Source organism: Brochothrix thermosphacta DSM 20171 = FSL F6-1036 (genome assembly GCF_036884295.1).
Lineage (GTDB): Bacteria > Bacillota > Bacilli > Lactobacillales > Listeriaceae > Brochothrix > Brochothrix thermosphacta.
The window spans coordinates 1,319,119-1,339,196 of the sequence record NZ_CP145608.1 but is presented as its reverse complement, the minus strand read 5'-3'; the positions used below and the strand labels follow the sequence as shown (position 1 = coordinate 1,339,196).

At 36.9% G+C, this 20,078-nt stretch carries 22 protein-coding genes; 18 read left to right on the top strand and 4 right to left on the bottom strand.

The window, feature by feature from the left end:
* The first annotated feature begins 252 nt into the window (after positions 1–252).
* Genes amaP through V6S17_RS06865 form a run of 3 tightly spaced genes read left to right on the top strand, consistent with a single transcriptional unit; the run spans position 253 to position 1,583 of the window.
* The gene (gene amaP, locus V6S17_RS06875) at positions 253–822 is read left to right on the top strand and encodes an alkaline shock response membrane anchor protein AmaP (protein ID WP_029090918.1); all 570 of its coding nucleotides are present in this window, start codon (positions 253–255) and stop codon (positions 820–822) included.
* Between the two features lie 18 nt (positions 823–840).
* A complete protein-coding gene (locus V6S17_RS06870) occupies positions 841–1,017 on the top strand; it encodes a DUF2273 domain-containing protein (RefSeq protein ID WP_080712867.1) in 177 nt (58 codons plus the stop codon).
* Positions 1,018–1,037: 20 nt separating this feature from the next.
* Complete coding sequence (locus V6S17_RS06865; RefSeq protein ID WP_029090919.1) at positions 1,038–1,583, top strand: Asp23/Gls24 family envelope stress response protein; 546 nt, start codon at positions 1,038–1,040, stop codon at positions 1,581–1,583.
* A gap of 55 nt (positions 1,584–1,638) precedes the next feature.
* Here V6S17_RS06865 and V6S17_RS06860 read toward each other — a convergent pair whose 3' ends face one another.
* The gene (locus V6S17_RS06860; RefSeq protein WP_029090920.1) at positions 1,639–1,824 is read right to left on the bottom strand and encodes a hypothetical protein; all 186 of its coding nucleotides are present in this window, start codon (positions 1,822–1,824) and stop codon (positions 1,639–1,641) included.
* 505 nt (positions 1,825–2,329) lie between these two features.
* Between V6S17_RS06860 and rimP the strand changes: the two genes are divergently transcribed.
* The 11 genes from rimP (at position 2,330) to V6S17_RS06805 (ending at position 12,927) form a co-directional block, all read left to right on the top strand.
* On the top strand, positions 2,330–2,785 hold the full coding sequence (gene rimP / locus V6S17_RS06855; protein ID WP_029090921.1) for a ribosome maturation factor RimP: 456 nt from the start codon (positions 2,330–2,332) through the stop codon (positions 2,783–2,785).
* 33 nt (positions 2,786–2,818) lie between these two features.
* Positions 2,819–4,012 carry a transcription termination factor NusA gene (nusA, locus tag V6S17_RS06850; RefSeq protein WP_029090922.1) on the top strand — a complete coding sequence of 398 codons (1,194 nt, stop codon included), beginning with the start codon at positions 2,819–2,821 and terminating at the stop codon, positions 4,010–4,012.
* A gap of 20 nt (positions 4,013–4,032) precedes the next feature.
* A complete protein-coding gene (gene rnpM / locus V6S17_RS06845; RefSeq protein WP_029090923.1) occupies positions 4,033–4,314 on the top strand; it encodes an RNase P modulator RnpM in 282 nt (93 codons plus the stop codon).
* Entirely contained in the window at positions 4,304–4,615 is a 312-nt protein-coding gene (locus V6S17_RS06840) for a L7Ae/L30e/S12e/Gadd45 family ribosomal protein (protein ID WP_029090924.1), read from the top strand. Before rnpM ends, V6S17_RS06840 begins: the two co-directional genes overlap by 11 nt.
* Before the next feature lie 14 nt (positions 4,616–4,629).
* Entirely contained in the window at positions 4,630–6,963 is a 2,334-nt protein-coding gene (infB, locus tag V6S17_RS06835) for a translation initiation factor IF-2 (protein WP_029090925.1), read from the top strand.
* 65 nt (positions 6,964–7,028) lie between these two features.
* Complete coding sequence (gene rbfA, locus V6S17_RS06830) at positions 7,029–7,376, top strand: 30S ribosome-binding factor RbfA (RefSeq protein ID WP_029090926.1); 348 nt, start codon at positions 7,029–7,031, stop codon at positions 7,374–7,376.
* A gap of 81 nt (positions 7,377–7,457) precedes the next feature.
* A complete protein-coding gene (truB, locus tag V6S17_RS06825) occupies positions 7,458–8,387 on the top strand; it encodes a tRNA pseudouridine(55) synthase TruB (protein ID WP_029090927.1) in 930 nt (309 codons plus the stop codon).
* Between the two features lie 33 nt (positions 8,388–8,420).
* The gene (locus V6S17_RS06820) at positions 8,421–9,371 is read left to right on the top strand and encodes a bifunctional riboflavin kinase/FAD synthetase (RefSeq protein ID WP_029090928.1); all 951 of its coding nucleotides are present in this window, start codon (positions 8,421–8,423) and stop codon (positions 9,369–9,371) included.
* A gap of 140 nt (positions 9,372–9,511) precedes the next feature.
* Positions 9,512–9,781: a 30S ribosomal protein S15 gene (rpsO, locus tag V6S17_RS06815; protein ID WP_029090929.1), complete on the top strand. Its 270-nt coding sequence runs from the start codon at positions 9,512–9,514 to the stop codon at positions 9,779–9,781.
* Positions 9,782–10,029: 248 nt separating this feature from the next.
* Complete coding sequence (gene pnp, locus V6S17_RS06810) at positions 10,030–12,141, top strand: polyribonucleotide nucleotidyltransferase (RefSeq protein WP_029090930.1); 2,112 nt, start codon at positions 10,030–10,032, stop codon at positions 12,139–12,141.
* 357 nt (positions 12,142–12,498) lie between these two features.
* On the top strand, positions 12,499–12,927 hold the full coding sequence (locus V6S17_RS06805; RefSeq protein WP_029090931.1) for a hypothetical protein: 429 nt from the start codon (positions 12,499–12,501) through the stop codon (positions 12,925–12,927).
* A gap of 545 nt (positions 12,928–13,472) precedes the next feature.
* On the opposite strand, the gene V6S17_RS06800 is transcribed toward V6S17_RS06805, so the two are convergent.
* The 3 genes from V6S17_RS06800 to V6S17_RS06790 all read right to left on the bottom strand — a co-directional run bounded on the left by V6S17_RS06800 (position 13,473) and on the right by V6S17_RS06790 (position 15,255).
* Positions 13,473–13,748, bottom strand: a complete 276-nt coding sequence (locus V6S17_RS06800) for a GNAT family N-acetyltransferase (protein ID WP_029090932.1) — start codon at positions 13,746–13,748, stop codon at positions 13,473–13,475.
* Between the two features lie 114 nt (positions 13,749–13,862).
* Positions 13,863–14,303 (bottom strand): carboxymuconolactone decarboxylase family protein, encoded by a 441-nt coding sequence (locus V6S17_RS06795; protein WP_029090933.1) that lies wholly within the window; start codon positions 14,301–14,303, stop codon positions 13,863–13,865.
* 58 nt (positions 14,304–14,361) lie between these two features.
* Positions 14,362–15,255 (bottom strand): DMT family transporter, encoded by an 894-nt coding sequence (locus V6S17_RS06790; RefSeq protein WP_036026942.1) that lies wholly within the window; start codon positions 15,253–15,255, stop codon positions 14,362–14,364.
* Between the two features lie 124 nt (positions 15,256–15,379).
* Here V6S17_RS06790 and V6S17_RS06785 point away from each other — a divergent pair, with 124 nt between their 5' ends.
* From V6S17_RS06785 to dapA, 4 genes are all read left to right on the top strand, one after another.
* A complete protein-coding gene (locus V6S17_RS06785) occupies positions 15,380–16,732 on the top strand; it encodes a PLP-dependent aminotransferase family protein (protein ID WP_338515868.1) in 1,353 nt (450 codons plus the stop codon).
* A 137-nt stretch (positions 16,733–16,869) separates the two neighbouring features.
* Positions 16,870–17,910, top strand: coding sequence for an aspartate-semialdehyde dehydrogenase (locus tag V6S17_RS06780; protein ID WP_029090935.1), 1,041 nt, complete (start codon positions 16,870–16,872; stop codon positions 17,908–17,910).
* Between the two features lie 30 nt (positions 17,911–17,940).
* Positions 17,941–19,155 carry an aspartate kinase gene (gene dapG, locus V6S17_RS06775; RefSeq protein WP_029090936.1) on the top strand — a complete coding sequence of 405 codons (1,215 nt, stop codon included), beginning with the start codon at positions 17,941–17,943 and terminating at the stop codon, positions 19,153–19,155.
* A gap of 35 nt (positions 19,156–19,190) precedes the next feature.
* On the top strand, positions 19,191–20,075 hold the full coding sequence (dapA, locus tag V6S17_RS06770) for a 4-hydroxy-tetrahydrodipicolinate synthase (RefSeq protein ID WP_029090937.1): 885 nt from the start codon (positions 19,191–19,193) through the stop codon (positions 20,073–20,075).
* Positions 20,076–20,078: the final 3 nt, after the last annotated feature.

Below are 20,078 nucleotides of genomic sequence, written 5' to 3'. Positions count from 1 at the left end.
TATGTCATAAAAATCGTCTCAAAAGATACTATCTTGTCACTCGAAAAAACAAATTAAGTGTTTTTTAATCGCTTTTTTTGAATGATAGCTAACTGTCGATAACAGCTCTAATTCCCAAGGTGTTTTTCATTTTTTTCTAAAAAATTTAGAAAAATTGCTTGTTTTAAGTTTTATTTTAATTTTAAAGGGTACTTTTTAGTAGGTGCACCTATTACTAAAAGTACTTATCTTTGAAAGAAGGTGAATTTCAAGTTGAGAAAATCGCAAAAATTTATCATGGGCTTTTTAGCGATATTAGTGATGTTAATCGCTTATTTTGTAATTTTGCAAGTTCAACCTTCAGCTAACACCCCGTTTCATGTGGGAGACGTATTAACCTATGTTCGCGATGTCCCATATTATAATTTAGTGTTGTTTTGGATTGCTTTTGGTTTATTATCATTAGCATTCTTAGCTTTTGTGATTAGTTTCTTAATCCCACCGAAAGAGCGTTTTTTAACGTTATACTCTGAGAATAAAAACACCTTAGAGATTCAAAAGAAAGCGATTGAATCAATCATTTTAACAAAAGCAAAACAAAAACAATTTTTAGAAGACGTTTCGCCAACGGTTATTGTTAAAACAAAGAAACAAAAAATCACAGGCGAGATTCACTGTAAGGTATTAGACGATACTGATTTCACAGCGAGAAATAAAATTTTCTTGCAAGAATTACATCGCGACATCGTACAGATGTTGAACTTAGAGGCTGAAAACATTCAATTAAGTTTGAAAATCAAACCTCGTAAAATCAAAACAAGCAGCAAACAGCGAGTAATATAGTAAGAAAGGGAGACTGATATGAAAGGATTAATAAAAGAGAATCAGTATGCTTTAATTGGCGCTTCAGTTGGTTTCGTCATTGCTTTATTATTCATAACGCTCGGTTTTTTTAAGACAATTTTGTTACTATTTTTAACATTTTGTGGGTTTATGATAGGTTATTATCTCAATAAGCGAATAAAGTATTTAAAATAATTGATAAAGGGGTTTTTTAAATGACAGAATTCACAAACAAACCAAACACTACTAACGTAGAGAGTACAGGTGCAATCACAAAAGAATTAACTTACGAAGATAAAGTTTTGCAAAAAATCATCGGTATTGCTTTGGAAGATGTCAGCGGCTTATTGACAATTGATGGTGGTTTTTTCTCAAATATAGCTGAAAAACTCGTCAACACAGATTCAACAACAACAGGTGTTAATGTTGAAGTAGGTAAAAAACAAGTAGCAGTTGATTTAGATATTGTTGTTGAGTATGGTAAAAATATTCCTGATTTATTCGAAAAAATCATTCAAGCCATTCAAAAAAATGTTGATGATATGACTGGATTGAAAATTGTGGAAGTTAATGTTAATGTTGTCGATGTGAAGTCGAAGGAACAGTATGAAGAAGATTCAGTGACTGTTCAAGATCGTGTCAGTGACATTACTGAAAAAGCAGGTCATTCAGTAAGTCATCAAACTGAAAAAGTAAAAAAAGCGACGTCGAGAGCGACTGAAAATGTGAAAGATAAGGTTGAAAGTAACCGTGTAGAATAAATTTCAAAGTAAAAAAAGGGCATCACTATATTTTGTAGTGATGCCCTTTTACTATCTATGAAAATAATATCGTGCTATTTAAAAAATGAAGAAGCGCGTAAATAAAGACAAGTGCAGTAATAATAATGGCTATAGCACGTTGTTTATCGGCAGTCGTATCTTTATTGAAAAATTTAAGTAGTAAATAAACAGTTGCCGTAATTATTACGATATCAATCATACTAACAAAAATAGAAAACATAAGAATCCTCCTTAATCATTGTCAATTTCAAATAATGGCTATTTTCTATAAAAAGAGAGAGTACTTTCTTTCAGGAATAACTATCTTTCTTCATTATATAATGTAAACCTTTAAAAGTTATCTACCTTACAAGTATAATTGAACTTAACGGTTTAGCCAATTCAATAATATTTAAATGATATTTATTTTATCCCTAAAAATGATAACAGTTACTGTATCGAAAGGGATACTTGATGCTACGTGTTTCAAGAGCGGTTTAGAATTTAAGTAATGCAACAAAACTGAGAGGTTACTAGTGTTGTTTCTAATTATTTTTTAGCATCGTCTGAACAACAACAGACATTTAAGGCAGATTGTTGCAACAGTAGCGTTTTTATGCTATATTTAGTATGTAAAGTTTAGATAGTTGTCAACGGAGAGTGGGTATACGCCCACTCTTTCGTTTTGACATCAGCACGAATATGGCTACATCCAACGTGTTGTAAACATAGGTTAGGAGGTCGAAATGAGTAAAATTACAGATCAAATCACAGCAATTGCGGAACCAATCGTTGCCGGCTTAAATGTCGAATTAGTTGACGTGGAATTCCTTAAAGAGGGGTCAAATTGGTTTTTACGTATCTATGTTGATACGGAAGCAGGCATTGATATTTCAGAATGTGCTGCCGTTAGCCGTGAAATTAGTGAGAAATTAGATGAGTTGGATCCAATCGAACAAAACTATTTCCTCGAAGTTTCATCTCCAGGGGCAGAACGTCCACTGAAGAAAAAACGCGACTTCGAACGCGCAATCGGGCAATTCATTAACGTGAAGTTGTACGAACCGTTTGAAGATAGCAAAGAGCATGAAGGTTACTTAAAAGCTTACGATGGCGAAACAGTCACTGTAACAATTGATGACCAAGACATTGATTTTGACATTAGTAAAATTGCAATGGCGCGTTTAGCTATTCAGTTTTAACAAGTGAGATAATTTAATAAGGGAGTGGACAAAATGGGCACAGAATTGCTAGATGCTCTTACGGTTTTAGAGAATGAAAAAGGCATTGACAAAGATTTTATTATTGAAGCATTAGAGGCGGCTTTAGAGTCTGCTTACAAACGTAACTTTGACCAAGCGCAAAATGTACGTGTAGATATCAACCAAACAACAGGTTCAATGCATGTATTTGCACAAAAAGAAGTTGTTGATGAGATTCTTGATTCGCGTCTTGAAATTACATTGGAGCAAGCACATGAATATAACAGTGCCTTTAATGTCGGAGATACAGTCGAAATTGAAGTGACACCACGTGATTTTGGACGTGTTGCAGCACAAACTGCTAAACAAGTCGTTACACAACGTGTACGTGAAGCTGAACGTGGCATCATTTATAACGAGTTTATCGATCGTGAAGATGATATCATGACGGGGATTGTAGAACGTCAAGATTCACGTTTTATCTACGTTAACTTAGGTAAAGTTGAAGCGATTCTTTCTAAAAATGAACAGATGCCTAATGAGCGTTACCATGCACATGACCGTATCAAAGTTTATATTACGAAAGTTGAAAAAACATCTAAAGGTCCTCAAATCTATGTGTCTCGTACACATCCTGGTTTGTTAAAGCGCTTGTTTGAAATTGAAGTGCCTGAAATCTATGATGGTTTAGTTGAAATCAAATCAGTTTCACGTGAAGCTGGCGATCGTTCTAAAATCTCTGTCTTTTCATCTGATCCTGAAATCGACGCTGTCGGTGCTTGTGTCGGAACAAAAGGACAACGTGTACAAGCGATTGTTGATGAGTTAAAAGGTGAAAAAATTGATATTGTTGAATGGTCTGAAAACCCAGTAGAATTTGTTTCTAATGCGTTAAGTCCTGCACAGGTTGTTGACGTAACGGTCGATAAAAACAACCAATCAACAACTGTCGTTGTTCCAGATTATCAATTATCATTAGCTATTGGTAAACGTGGCCAAAACGCGCGTCTTGCTGCTAAGTTAACTGGTTGGAAAATCGACATCAAAAACGAAACAAATGCTGCTGAATTAGGTATTTTCCCTCGCGTTGAAGGGGAAACAGTTATCGAAGAAGATGTTGCTGTTGTTGAACCTGTAGAAGTTGCTGAAGAAGTAACCGAAGCAGAAGTTGAAGCAGCGCCTACATTTGTAGTTGATATCGATACAGCAGAAAAAACAGCAGAATAATTGGCAACGGAGGTTAGATCATGGTGAAAAAAACGCCTTTACGTAAATGCATCATCACCAATGAACGTTTACCTAAGCAAGATTTGCTTAGAATCACTTATTCTAAAGATGGTACAATCGCTATTGATCCGGGTGGGAAACTACCTGGACGTGGCGCTTATATAACCAAGTCTGTTGACGTCGCAAAAAAAGCGAAAAAACGCAACAGCTTAGGAACGGCATTTAATGCTAAAAATGATTTATCTACATTTTATGATGATGTGATAACTTATTTGGAAAATGAGGTCAACAATGCAAACTAGTGATAGCGTATTATCGTCAATTGGAATGGCAATGCGAGCGGGCAAAATTACTGCCGGTGAAGATTTTGTTATTGCAGATGCGAGAAAATCGAAAGCTAAATTGGTCATCATCGCAACAGATGCTTCAGAACGTACTCAAAAGAAATTAATCGATAAATGTACTTATTACGAGACACCTTATGTCTTGTTCGGCACCCGTGAAACTTTAGGCGCTGCGATAGGTAAATTTGATCGCGTAGTTTTAGGAGTACTTGATGGAGGATTTGCCAAGAAAATACGTTCATTACTGTCTGACAAATAACGGAGGTGCTCGACATGGCGAAAATCAGAATTCATGAATACGCAAAAAAAAGACGAGTTACAAACAAGTTAATAATTGACGAATTGAATAACATGGGAATCCCTGTAACCAATCATATGTCAATGTTAGATGACGAAGTAGTGAAAAAATTAGATGCTGCAAAAATTGAAGCACCTAAACAAACTAAAAATAAAGCTCAAACTAAAGAGTTAGATAAGGTGGAAAAAGCAACGGATACTAAAAATAATAAGCCAGCAACGTCTAAGCCGTCTCCAAAACCTGCAGCAAAACCAGCTGCTAAAAAAGTAGATGCATCGACAAAAAAAGCTGATGTTAAAACAAACAAGCCTGCAGCAAAACCTGTAGCATCAACAACTAAAAAAACGGAGAAAAAAGCAGCACCAGCGCCATCTGCAGCTTCAAAAGCAGCGGCAGCAGCATCTCCAGCAACTGGCGGAGGAAACAACCGTGGTGGTAACAGCCGTTATACACCAGGTAACCGTTTCAACAACCGTCGTCGTCGCAAACCAAAACAATCAGCAAGTCAAATTGCTGCTCAAAAACAACGTATGTTAGTGCCACTTCCTAAAAAAATCACGATTGACGAAACAATGACAGTCAGTGAATTAGCTAGAGCATTAGGTCGTGAAGCTTCAGAAGTTATCAAAAAATTATTTATGCTTGGTGTTGTTGCTACAATTAACCAATCATTAGAAAAAGATGCTGTTGAATTAATCTGTAAAGATTACGGCGTAGAAGTTGAAGAAGAAGTTAAAGTTGATACAAGTGACTTGAACCTTTACTTTGATGAAGAAACAAAAGCTGAAGATTTAACAGAACGTGCGGCTGTTGTAACAATCATGGGACACGTCGATCACGGTAAAACAACTTTACTTGATAACTTGCGTAACTCAAAAGTTACTGATGGTGAAGCTGGTGGGATCACTCAACATATTGGTGCTTACCAACTTGAACTTGAAGGTAAAAAAATCACTTTCTTAGATACACCGGGACATGCTGCCTTTACAACAATGCGTGCTCGTGGTGCGTCAATTACCGATATTACAATCTTAGTTGTAGCAGCTGATGATGGTGTTATGCCTCAAACAATTGAAGCAATCAACCATGCTAAAGCAGCAGATGTTCCAATTATTGTTGCGGTTAACAAGATTGATAAACCGGATGCAAATCCAGATAACGTAATGCAAGCTTTAACTGAGCATGGCTTAGTACCTGAATCTTGGGGTGGAGATACAATCTTCGTACCAATTTCAGCTAAATTTGGTCAAAACTTAGACGAGTTGTTAGAAATGGTTCTTCTTGTAGCAGAAGTACAAGAATTACGCGCTAACCCTAAACGTACTGCTATTGGTTCAGTAATTGAAGCACGTCTTGATAAGAGCCGTGGCCCGATTGCAACATTATTAGTACAAGATGGTACATTAAACGTTACTGACTCAATTGTTGTTGGTCATACTTATGGTCGTGTCCGCGTTATGGTCAACGATTTAGGTCGTCGTGTTAAAACTGCTGGTCCTTCAACACCTGTTGAAATCACTGGTTTAAACGCAGTTCCTCAAGCAGGTGATCACTTCGTTGTGTTCGCTGATGAGAAACAAGCGCGTGCAGTTGGTGAAACACGTGAAGCTCGTGCTGTTGTTGAACATCGTCGTTCGAACAACCGTGTAAGCTTAGAAAACCTCTTCGAACAAATGAAAGAGGGCGAAATGAAAAATGTTAATGTTATCATCAAAGCAGATGTACAAGGTTCTGCAGAAGCATTAGCTGCATCATTACGTAAAATCGAAGTTGAAGGTGTTCGTGTTGATATTATTCATACTGCCGTTGGTGCTATCAACGAATCAGATGTTACTTTAGCAGCTGCATCAAATGCAATTGTTATTGGTTTCAACGTTCGTCCAACACCTCAAGCTGAAGAAGCTGCATCAATCGAAAAAGTAGATATCCGTTTACACAACATTATCTACAACGCAATTGATGAAATCGAATCAGCAATGACTGGTATGTTAGATCCTGTGTTTGAAGAGAAAGTGATTGGTAAAGCAATCATCCGTCAAACTTACTCAGTATCTAAAATTGGTACTATCGCTGGAACATACGTAACGGATGGTAAAATTACACGTAAGAGTCAAATCCGTGTTATCCGTAACGGCATTGTTATCTTCGATGGTTTACTTGCTTCATTGCAACGTTTCAAAGACGATGCAAAAGAAGTTACAACTGGTTTCGAGTGTGGGATAACATTAGAAAACTTCAACGATATGAAAGAAGACGATATCATTGAAGCATACATCATGGAAGAAATTAAACGTAAACCGAAAAAATAATACTATAAGTCGTGAAAAACCCCTTAATTATTGAGGGGTTATCACGCTATCTTGAGGTGAAATAGATGAGTAATTTACGTGCAGAACGCGTAGGCGATCAAATGAAAAAAGAATTAGGCGAAATTATTAGCCAAAAGCTAAAAAATCCTAATCTTGGGTTTGTAACAGTAACTGATGTTCGTGTGACTGGTGATTTATCACAAGCGAATGTCTATGTCTCTGTTATGGGACATGAAAAAGATAAAGAAAACAGCATGGCTGCTTTAGAGAAATCTAAAGGCTTTATTCGCACTGAAATTGGTAAACGTATTCGTTTACGTATCGTTCCAGAAATCTTTTTTGAAATTGATGCATCAGTAGAATACGGTAACCATATTGATGAGTTATTACGTAACTTAAACAAAAATGATTAATTAATGTAACATATAGAAAACGCTTGTCAAACGTAGGTTTATCGACGTATGCGGGCGTTTTTATTTTTGAGGAGGAGACTAATGAACGGTATTTTAGCACTGTGGAAACCCGCAGGCATTACCTCACATGATTGCGTCTATAAATTGCGCAAGATTTTAGGTACAAAAAAAGTCGGTCATACCGGCACACTTGACCCAGCTGTAACAGGTGTTTTACCGATTATGATCGGTAAGGCTACCAAATTATCCGAGTATATGACGGCTACTGGAAAAATGTATGAGGCAACGATTTGTCTTGGGAGTACCACTACAACGGAAGATGCGACGGGAGAAGTTGTTGAAACAAAGGCGCTTACCACAGATATTAGCCCAGATGCCGTTCAAGCTGCTTTAAACGCATTGACCGGAGAAATTACACAGATCCCACCGATGTTTTCAGCTGTCAAAGTAAATGGTCGGAAACTGTATGAATACGCACGCCTTGGCATTGAAGTAGAACGCCCTGAGCGTCAAGTGACAATTCATGCATTAGAACGCTTAGATTCAGGTGTCGTTAATGCTGAGAACCCTAGCTTTAAAATTCGAATTGACTGTAGTAAAGGCACATACGTCCGTACATTAGTAGTAATGCTCGGTGAACTATTAGGTTACCCGGCACATATGGAAGACCTTGTACGTACAATGAGTGGCACTTTTACGCGTGAAGATTGTATAACGCTTGAAGAATTAAACGAGTGGAAAGCAACAGACACGCCAGCAGACTTTTTATATGATATGATGTTAGCGGTACAAAACTTAACAAAAATAAATCTTTCAGATGCTGCCCATTCAACCGTTAAACACGGTGGATCATTAACAGAAGAAGAAGTACAAGTTAAGCCAGGCGATACAGTCGAACTTCGTGCATTGCTTTATAATGATGTTTTAGTCGCTGTTTACAAACCGCACCCACGCAAAGAGGGCATGTGGAAACCAGAAAAAATGATTCTTAAAACAAACGGTTCAAACTAAGGATTGAACCCATCATAGAAAGGATTGACATTATTGGAAATTAAACGTTTACATCACCCGTTGGCTGCTGAATTTAAAACAACAGAACCGATTGTACTTGCACTAGGTTTTTTTGATGGCGTGCATCGTGGCCATCAAGCTGTTATTCGAGAAGCTGCAGCAGAAGCGAAAAAACGTGGCATTAAATGCGCAGTAATGACATTTGATCCACATCCATCAATGGTATTAAGCAAAGTGAAAAAAACAGTCAAATACTTAACGCCACTCGCTCAAAAGGGCGATGAAATGGCAAAATTAGGCGTTGATATATTATACGTCACACGTTTCACTTCACATTTTTCAAGCTTGCTTCCTGAAGAATTTGTACAACAGTACATTTCTGAATTAGGAGCTGTGCATGTTGTTGCTGGCTTTGATTATTCATATGGTAAATTTGGCGCTGGTAAAATGGAACAACTAGCCGAGTATGGCAATGGACAATTTGAAGTGACAACAGTTGGTAAATTAAGCGATATGAACGATAAAGTCAGTTCAACTGTGATCCGTCGTTATTTAAACGAAGGTGATATGGAAGCTGTGACTAAACTATTGGGACGTCCTTATGAAACAAAAGGAACTGTTATTCACGGCGATAAACGTGGCCGGACCATCGGTTTCCCAACTGCCAACATTTTAACTGACCATGATCTGATGTTGCCGCCAATCGGTGTCTACGCAACGCGTATTCTTGTTAACGGCGTCTGTTATGAAAGTATGACAAGCGTAGGCTATAATATCACATTTAAAGATGAAAAAATTCTCTCGACAGAGGTTTATATTCTTGATTTTAATGATCAAATATATGGCGAAGAAGTGATCATTGAATGGCATAAATATTTCCGTCCAGAATTGAAATTTAACGGCATTGAAGGATTGGTTGAACAGTTGAAGTTGGATGAAATTAACACGCGTGACTTTTTTAACGGACAATCAAAAGATAATTAACATAAATAGTTGATTTAACGACGATTATTGTGTATAGTATCTATTGTACCTTGTGTACTAACCTTTACTTGGCTTGTCGACTTTCACCAGCGCTTGCTCAGTAACTGGGGCTACTTAAAATATTTGGAGGTGAAAAGAAAATGGCTATCTCAAAACAAGAAAAAGCTGAAATCATCAAAGCATACGCAACACACGAAGGGGACACTGGTTCACCAGAAGTTCAAATCGCTGTATTGACTGCTGATATCAACTCTTTAAACGGTCACTTAAAAGAACACAAAAAAGATTACCATTCTCAACGTGGTTTAATGAAAATGATCGGTCGTCGTCGTAACTTGTTGACTTACTTACGTAACAACGAAGTTCCTCGTTACCGTGAATTAATCCAACGTTTAGGATTACGTCGTTAATTTTAACGATTGTATTAATGCGGGAGAAAGTTCTCCCGCATTTTTATTTGATTTTAGACAGACTGACGCCATGATTATGAATCCAAAAAAGTGACTTTAAGGTGCTTTTTAACTAATTCTTTGTATGCGAATAGCATAGTGAGTATCACACAACTTTATTGTTAGTTTTTTGGATAAATGGTGTTTACCATTACTTATAATCGGTGCAGATCTGTTTTATTTTTATAATTTGGAAGGGGACTATTTTAATGACTGAAAAACAAGTATTTGAAACAACACTAGGCGGTAAACCATTCGTAATCGAAGTGGGCCAAATCGCAAAACAAGCAAGTGGCGCAGCTTTCATTCGTTATGGTGATACAGTTGTCTTAACAGCTTCTGTGGGTTCTAAAAACCCGAAACCTTATGATTTCTTCCCGTTGACTGTCAACTATGAAGAAAAACTTTACGCTGTAGGTAAAATTCCAGGAGGGTTTATCAAACGTGAAGGTCGTCCAAGTGAACACGCAACTTTAACTGCGCGTTTAATTGACCGTCCAATCCGTCCGTTATTTGCAGATGGTTTCCGTAATGATGTTCAAATCACAAATACAGTAATGAGCGTTGAACAAGATTGTGCACCAGATATCGCTGCTATGATCGGTTCATCAATTTCATTATGTATTTCTGATATTCCTTTTGAAGGCCCAATTGCTGGTGTGCATGTTGGTCGTGTGAACGGTGAATACATCATCAACCCTTCTGTTGCTCAGAAAAAAGAAAGTGACATCGAGTTAACTGTTGCTGGAACAAAAGACGCAATCAACATGGTTGAAGCTGGGGCAAAAGAAGTAGATGAAGAAGCAATGTTAGGCGCTATTATGTTCGGTCACGAGGAAATCATTCGTTTGGTTGAATTCCAAGAAAAAATCGTTGCTGCTGTTGGAAAAGAAAAACGTGAAATTAAGTTATTTGTTCCAAACCCAGCCTACGTTGCTGAAGTAAAAGCAGATTACGAAGCTGACATGAAAGCTGCTATTAAAACTGAAGAGAAAAAAGCACGCGAAGCTGCAATTGATGATTTAAAAGAAGTTGCACTTGCTTTTTATGAAGAAAAATATGCTGAAGAAGCTGAATTGGCTGATATTTTAGGCGAATTTAAAAGCATCTTGAGCGACTTAGAAAAAGATGAAATGCGTCGTTTGATTTCAATCGATAAAATTCGTCCTGATGGACGTAAAGTTGACGAGATTCGTCCGTTAGCATCAGAAGTTGGTATTTTACCACGTACTCACGGTTCTGGACTCTTTACACGTGGACAAACACAAGCTTTAACAGTTTGTACATTAGGTCCCTTACGTGAACACCAAATCATTGATGGTTTAGGTGAAGAAGAAACGAAACGTTACATGCACCATTACAACTTCCCGCAGTTTTCTGTTGGTGAAACAGGTCCAAAACGTGCACCAGGTCGTCGTGAAATTGGTCACGGTGCATTAGGTGAACGTGCTTTACTACAAGTTATCCCTAGCGAAGAAGAATTCCCATACACAATTCGTGTTGTGTCTGAAGTCTTAGAATCTAACGGTTCAAGCTCTCAAGCAAGTATTTGTGGGTCAACATTGGCATTAATGGATGCTGGTGTACCAATTAAAGCTCCTGTTGCTGGTATTGCAATGGGCTTAGTAAAAGTTGGCGATGATTATACAATTCTTTCAGATATCCAAGGAATGGAAGATCATTTCGGCGATATGGACTTTAAAGTAGCAGGTACTACAAAAGGTATCACTGCTTTACAAATGGATATTAAAGTTGATGGCTTAAGCCGTCAAATCCTTGAAGAAGCTCTTGCTCAAGCAAAAGCAGGTCGTGAACATATTTTAGCTCACTTAATGGGTGTTATTTCTGAAACGCGTCCAGAGCTAAGCGCATATGCTCCTAAAATCGTTACAATGCAAATTAAACCAGCGAAAATCAAAGATGTGATTGGACCCGGCGGAAAACAAATTAACAAAATCATCGAAGAAACAGGCGTTAAGATTGATATTGAACAAGATGGAACAGTTTACATTGCTTCACTTGATCAAGACATGATTAACAACGCTAAAGAAATTATCGGTAACATTGTACGTGAAGCTGAAGTTGGCGCAAGCTACTTGGGTAAAGTACGTCGTATCGAGAAATTTGGTGCCTTTATCGAGATTTTCAAAGGAACAGATGGCTTAGCACATATTTCTGAATTAGCGCATGAACGTGTTGCTAACGTTGAAGACGTGTTGAAAATGGATCAAGAAATCATGGTTAAAGTTATCGCTGTAGATGACAAAGGCCGTGTTAACTTATCAATTAAAGCATTGTTAGACAAACCAGAGAAAAACTAAGCATTCGCGAAATTGCTTAACAATCAACTGTTATTTAAAGATTATTACCAAAACAGCTGCACATTTGTGTAGCTGTTTTTTTGTATAAATTTGTATAGTTCGAAGTCAAAAAGCTCTTTTTCAAACAATTTTAATCGTATTAAAACAGCTAAAATATTGTCTTAAGTATCTATTGAGCAATACTTATGCTATTGAATAAATAATAAGAGTAGAAAAAGGGAGAGCGATTGATGAAAATAAATTATCCACAATTTTAATAATTAGTGCGTTATTTTTTTCATTAACATCAATGCAAGTATTGGCTAATGAATCGGAAAATAAAGTTAGGGTTGACAATCAACTTGATAGTGAAAAAGTTTGCAAAGTTTTTTAGATGATCCTAATCAGGAATCAATTATAATTATTAACCCGTCACTTCTGAATGAAGGGGATGAACTATTCTTTGAAGATGATTTAGAAGCGATTAAACAAGCACGATTAGGAATAAATAAATACCGTATCAAATCTGTTAAAAATAGTACAGATGTTAAAGGTGGAACCAAGTTCGCGAAAGCTGTTGGCGGTCCAGGAACTATACTTTCCATTAAACAAACTAAATCTATATCAACTACAATAAGCTCTAAATTTGGTGCTTCTGCAAAATTTATTTCAGGAGAAATCGGCTTAAATATTACAGGGAGTTCTTCTTTAGAGATTGGTGGCAGTTATAAAGTACCTGCTAAACATAATAATAAAAAGGTAGTAAAATGTTCTTTTACTGCGTATCCTGTTTATAAAAAAATTTAATGTGAAAAAATCGGCTTGGAATTCTACTAAGTGGAAAAAACAAGGTACACCTACTGCGAAAAAAGCGTATGGTTTTGAATTCAAAAAAAAGTTTCCTTATAAATAAAAGGGGATATGGATAATATGGGTTATGTTAGAAATATTTTAATGATTATTGTTTTTATTATAGGAGCTATTTGTTTTAAAAACTTAAACTATCCTATAGCAGAGGAAGATATTAGTTAAAACTTTTATATTGTTGCTTATATATTTGAAAATGCATACATTATTTTAGAAATTATTATTTCATATCTACTTATTTTTAAAAAGAAATAATTTATTTATCTATAAAAATCAGTCTTTAACTTTGAAACTAAGAGACCTGTAAAAAAATTCTAAGGACTATATATTATAATCCTATATAAAAGAGTATTAGGGGAAGTAGATGTCAAATTTACAAACGTATAAAGTTACCATATTTTTATTATGTTAACTAAAAACATTAAAGTAAAAAGCAGCAATCCTACCTAATTTAGGCGAGATGCTGCTTTTCTTAGTTTTTTGACTTATTTATACCAAATATCGGCATATTCAGGTACACGTTCAAATTGAGCTTTGGCATACGAACAACTAGGAATAATTTGTTTACCTTCACGTCGTGCTTTAGCGACCGCAGCTTCAACTAGTTGTTGTGCTAAACCTTGTCCACGATAGGCTGGATTGACGTAAGTATGATCCAAAGCCCAAACGGAATCACTGACAGGGCTAAATGTTACTTCGGCTTTGAGTTCACCATTAGCCTCTTTTTCATATAAGCGCAAATCTTCTTCAATTAAATTCATTCGTTACACCTCCTCATCTACACTATAATTGTACCACCTCTAGTTGATTTTAGAAGGGAAGGGACTCCTGTCATTTGCTAAAATAGTGTGATGTCTTTATGAGTAGCAAAAAACTTACTCTACTTCGTTTGCCATTACGATTGAAATTCTATTCCATGTGTTGATTTGTGTTATTAAAAGAACCAAATCAGTAAAATCTTTTTCATCAAAAAAGGCACGTATTTCTTGGTAAAACACCTCTGAAATTTGATTGTCCGCAATGCGTGTTAACTTTTCAGCGAGCGCTAACGCTGCTTCTTCAGTTGCTGTAAACAATGATGTTTCACGCCAAGCAACGAGTACATTAAGACGTTGTTCAGTTTCGCCAATTTTACGGGCATCTTGTGTGTGCATGTTAAGGCAGAAGGCACAACCATTAATTTGCGAGACGCGAATTTTAACAAGCTCGCGCAATTTATTATCTAGGCCTGTTTTTTGTGTTAAATAACCCTCCATCGCAAATAAATTTTTCAATCCCGCAGGTGCTACTTTATCATAAGCAATTCTATTAGACATTTATTCTCATCCTTTCTAGTTGGTGTCACTTAGATACTGTTTTATAGTAATGATGCTTTTATTTTCGATTAGCAGAAAAAACACCAGCTAATATTATAACAGCACCGATCACATGATAATAATGCAGTTGTTCATTTAAAAATAACACACCGGCTACAACTGTAATAAGTGTCGCCAGATTATTAAATACAGCAGCTTTAGAGGCTTCAATATACTTTAAGCCATAGATTGATAAAAACGAGCTTGCTAATGATGAGAGCACCGCCAAAAATAAGAGTGCTACTACATATTCCCACTGTAACAAAGGGGCAAAAAAGTTTTGTAAGTTGTTTTCTTTAACATGTAATCCCACAGATAAACTGGTAAAGACAACCGCACCTAACATTAAAATAATATAAGTTAATGTAAAAGGGGAGTTGTTTGTATTGTGCATCGTTTTCCGGACAAGTACACCATAAAAAGCAAAGGATAACGCTGAAACTGTGATGAAAGCAAGTCCTTTAAAACTATAATTTCCGGATACAGAACTATTCATTAATGAGATATAGATCACGCCAGCGACAGATAGAACTATTCCACTTTTTTGTAGTAGGTTGGTTCGTTCTTTTAACATTATTCCCGCAATAATTAATGTGAAAACAGGAACTGTTGCTTGGATAATACCTGCTTCTGAGGAAGTTGTGTAAACAAGTCCATAAGCTTGAAAAGCGAAAAATAACACAGGATAAAAGAGCGCGAGTGGCGCATAACGTTTGATTGTTTTCAAATCTATTGTCAGACTGATTTTACCACTTGCTACAATCAAATTGGCAACTAAAAATGCCAAGAGGAAACGATGGGCTAGAACATCCATTGGTGAGGCATAATTTAACCCGATTTTGACAAATAAAAATGAAAAACCAATAATGAACGTTTGTGTGAGTAAAGCTAAGTAAGCTTTTTTGCGTTGCAAGGTAGCACCTCCTAAGTGAGTGGTCTTATTTGACCCTACACTGATTGTAGCTGTGTTGTTATTCGTGTACAATGGCATTATAAGGTAAATGTACCGGTACAGATAGTGGTGATAGGAGGCGTTTATTATTTATAAGTATCAACAGTTAGCAGAAGAATTACGACAAGCATTACAAGCTAATAAATGGCCGGTGGGCACAAAAATCCCTTCGATTCGTTCATTAAGTGAGACCTACAAACAACATCGCGGCACGGTTATTCAAGCGTTACAACAACTGGAAAAAGAACACTTGCTTTACGTTGTTCCTCGAAGTGGTTATTATGTGGTCAAAAAAGAACAACTGCCAATTACAATGACAAACCCTGCGATTCATTTTGAATCTGGCGGACCAGATTGGCATTATTTTCCATATAAAGATTTTCAACATTGTCTCAACCAAGCAATTACAACCTATCAAGAAGCATTGTTTATATATGGCACACCAAACGGTTTACCTGATTTATTAAGAATGGCTCAAAAGCAACTAGCTACACAACAAGTTTTCACGAAAACCGCGAATATTTTTGTGACCTCAGGTGTTCAGCAAGCATTAGATATTTTATGCCAAATGCCGTTTCCGAATAATAAAAAAACGATTTTGATCGAGGAACCAGGTTATCATGCGATGATTCAACTACTTAAATTGAAACATATCCCTTTCAAAACAATCGCACGTACCACAGCGGGTATAGATTTTAATGCTCTGGAAAAGCTATTTAAAACGAACGATATTAAATTTTTTTATACGATGCCTCGTTTTCATAACCCGCTAGGCACTTCATATAATACAGCCGAAAAGCAACGTTTAGTTGCGCTAGCAATCAAATATAATGTCTTTCTGGTGGAGGATGATTATTTACAAGCGTTTGAAACAGATGCTAAAGCGGATCCTTTATATAGTTATGACCTTGCCAATCATGTTATTTACCTTAAAAGCTTTTCAAAAATAATTTTTCCTGGTTTGCGTATTGGTTGGTGTGTGATTCCAGAGCTTTTAATCACTACATTTAAAGCGTATAAAGCTCTAGCAGATATTGATAGTAGTATGCTTTCACAAGCAGCTTTTGCAATTTACATACAAAATGGGATGTATGCCCGCCATCAAAAACAATTACAAGCCATCTACATCAGACGTTCAAAAGTTCTTATAGCAGCTCTAAAAGAAAAAGACACAGAAGGGCACTTACAAATCTTTGAGACCAAAGCAATGAAAACGCATCTGCTTTTACCTGATGAAGTACCCGTGAATTATTTGTATAAAAAATTGCTCCAACAAAATATCCATCTGATGAATCTCGAAAATAATTATATAACAACTAGCCCGCCAAGAAATTTACTCTGTTTAGATGTTACTAATGTTGCGGAAACAGAGATAGAAAAAGGCATTACAATCCTTACTCAAACAGTTAATGCTCTATTTAATGAGCGAAAACATTAATTTCCGACTAAAATCAGTAAAAAAATCTTCTTTATCTAAAAAAGAGCTGTCAAAAAGATGACATATCCCTTAAACACCAGTATAATAGGTGGTATTAAACAAATATTAAAATAAACTGCTAAAGGGGACTTATATAAATGACAAAAGTATATAGTGTAGCTGTCGTCGGCGCAACAGGCGCTGTTGGAGAACAAATCATCTTACAACTTGAGCAAAGTGACTTACCAATTGCAACAATCAAATTTTTATCTTCACCACGTTCGGCAGGTTCAACCCTTTCATTTAAAAATGAAGATGTTATCGTTGAAGAAGCAACGCCAGAAAGCTTCACAGATGTTGATATCGCCATTTTCAGTGCAGGTGGTTCTATTAGTGAAAAACTCGCACCAGAGGCAGTTAAACGTGGCGCTATCGTCATTGATAATACAAGCCATTTCCGTATGGCAGAAGACGTTCCATTAGTTGTACCAGAAGTTAACGAAAAAGCTTTACGCACTCATAACGGCATTATTGCCAACCCTAACTGTTCAACTATTCAAATGGTTGCGGCATTAGAACCTATCCGTAAAAAACATGGGCTTAAACGAGTGATTGTTTCTACCTATCAAGCCGTATCAGGTGCAGGGAATCTTGCGAATCAAGAACTGTTTGATCAAACACGAGCAGTACTTGACAATAAACCAGTAGAAGCTAATATTTTACCGGCTTCGGGTGATAAGAAACATTATCAAATTGCATTTAATGCCATTCCTCAAATCGATGTTTTCGGTGAAGATGACTACACGTATGAAGAGCATAAAATGATTAATGAAACTAAAAAAATCATGAGCGATGCAACATTAAAAGTAGCAGCAACATGTGTGCGTCTCCCAATTTCTCGCGGTCATTCAGAGTCTGTTTACTTTGAAATTGATAACGACAACGTATCAGCTGCAGATATCAAAGAAATTCTTAGCACTGCCCCTGGCATTGTTCTAGAAGATGATCCAGCAACACAAACGTATCCACAAGCGTTGAACTGCGTTGATAAACGCGAAACATTTGTGGGTCGTGTGCGTCGTGATTTAGATGAACCTAAAGGCTTCCACATGTGGGTCGTTTCAGATAACTTACTAAAAGGAGCAGCATGGAACTCTGTTCAAATCGCAGAACGTCTTGTTGCATTAAATATTATCTAATCGGAATAAGTGATAAGGAGCAATGACAGAATGAAGCTAATTGTACAAAAATTTGGTGGTACCTCAGTAAAAACAGCTGAGTCACGCCAACTCGCAATCGGACATATAAATAATGCTCTTAAAAAAGGTTATCAATCAGTTGTGGTTGTTTCTGCAATTGGTCGTTCAGGTGATCCCTATGCGACGGATACCTTATTAGGGTTAGTGGATAGTCCACATACCGCTCTGTCATTACGTGAACAAGATATGCTTGTCTCTGTTGGTGAATTAATATCAGCGAATGTTTTTGCTGATATGTTAAACAAAGCTGGCATAAAGGCAGCAGCATTATCAGGTGGGCAAGCAGGCATTCTGACAGATGCAAACTATCAAAATGCTGATATACTAGCAGTCAATCCTAAACGAATTTTTCATGAACTTAATAACGGTGCTGATGTCGTTGTTGTTGCAGGTTTTCAAGGACATGCACCTAATGGTGACGTTACAACACTTGGCCGTGGCGGAAGCGACACATCTGCAGCAGCTTTAGGCGTTGCTGTGAAAGCTGAGTTTATTGATATCTTCACAGATGTTGAAGGGATTATGACGGCTGATCCACGCGTTGTGAAGAAAGCTATTCAGTTAGATAAAATTTCTTACACCGAAGTGATGCAAATGGCCACTGAAGGTGCTAAAGTAATACATCCACGAGCTGTGGAAACAGCAAACAAAGGGAAAGTACCAATGAGAGTGCGTTCAACTTACTCTCAGAATGAAGGAACGCTTATTACAGATATTTCGCCTGTTGAGCAAACAACTGCGCAACAGGATCGTGCACTTTTCTGTGGCGTGACGCATATTAATAATCTGTGTCAGTTCAGTATTACAAAACCAGCACAATTAGATGAACATTCGCTTACTGCAATTTTAAAAGAAAATCGGGTAAACGCCTCATTTATTAGTACTAATGAGACACACCTGTTATTTAGTGTGCCCGATGTAAAACGTGAATTGATTGAAGATGTTCTAGTCAATAACGGAAATGTGGTCACAATAAGGGAAAAATGTGCTAAAATTACAGTTGTAGGTATTGAACATCGCCATATGAAGGATGTTTCGCAAACAATACTAACTGCGTTAGACAATGAGAACATTCAAATTTTACAAACTAAATCAAATGCAAACACTTTGTGGGTATTGGTGGATGAAGTAAATATGATACAAGCCGCTAACTCATTGCATGATATATTTAATCAAACCCTCTAATCAATAGAGGCATATGTTTTAAAGGAGGAACACACATGAAATTTGGGAAAGTCATGACCGCGATGGTTACACCGTTTGATGCTGAAGGAAAAATAACCGAGGCGCTCACAACTCAATTAGTTAATTATCTCATTGATAATGGTTCCGATGGTCTTATTGTTGCAGGCACAACAGGGGAGTCTCCAACGTTAAGTCACGATGAAAAACTTGATCTCTTCAGCTATGCAATTAAAGCAGCAGCTGGTCGTGTTCCTATTATCTTAGGGACAGGTTCAAACAATACAGCAGAATCAGTTAGTTTCACTAAAGAAGTTGCAGATTTAGGTGCGGACGGTGTGTTAGCTGTCGTTCCATATTATAACAAACCCAGCCAAGCAGGGATTTATGCACATTATAAAGCCATTGCAGCAGCAACCGATTTACCGGTGGTTGTTTATAATATACCAGGACGTTCCGCAGTTAAAATTGAGCTTGATACGCTGGTTGAATTAGCGAAAATACCAAATATCACTGCTGTTAAAGATTGTACAGCCGATTTTGCTATGCTTGCACAATTGCAAAGTAAAGTAGGCGATCAACTTGCCATTTATAGTGGTGAAGATGCGTTGACGTTACCGTTATATGCCGTTGGAGGTTCAGGCGTTATTTCTGTAAGTTCTCACGTTGTAGGGACAGAAATGCAAGCAATGCTTAATGCATTTGATGCTGGCGATGTTGCTCGCGCGCAACAATTACATCGCGATCTCATGCCTGTTATCGGTGCTTGTTTCTCAGTACCAAGTCCAGCTCCAGTGAAGTTCTGGTTGAATAAACAAGGGATTGAAACTGGCGAACCACGTTTGCCAATTATTGCTGTAACAGATGAAGAAGCAACAATAATCGAAAAAAGCATTACAGATTTTAAAGAAAAACAACATTAATTA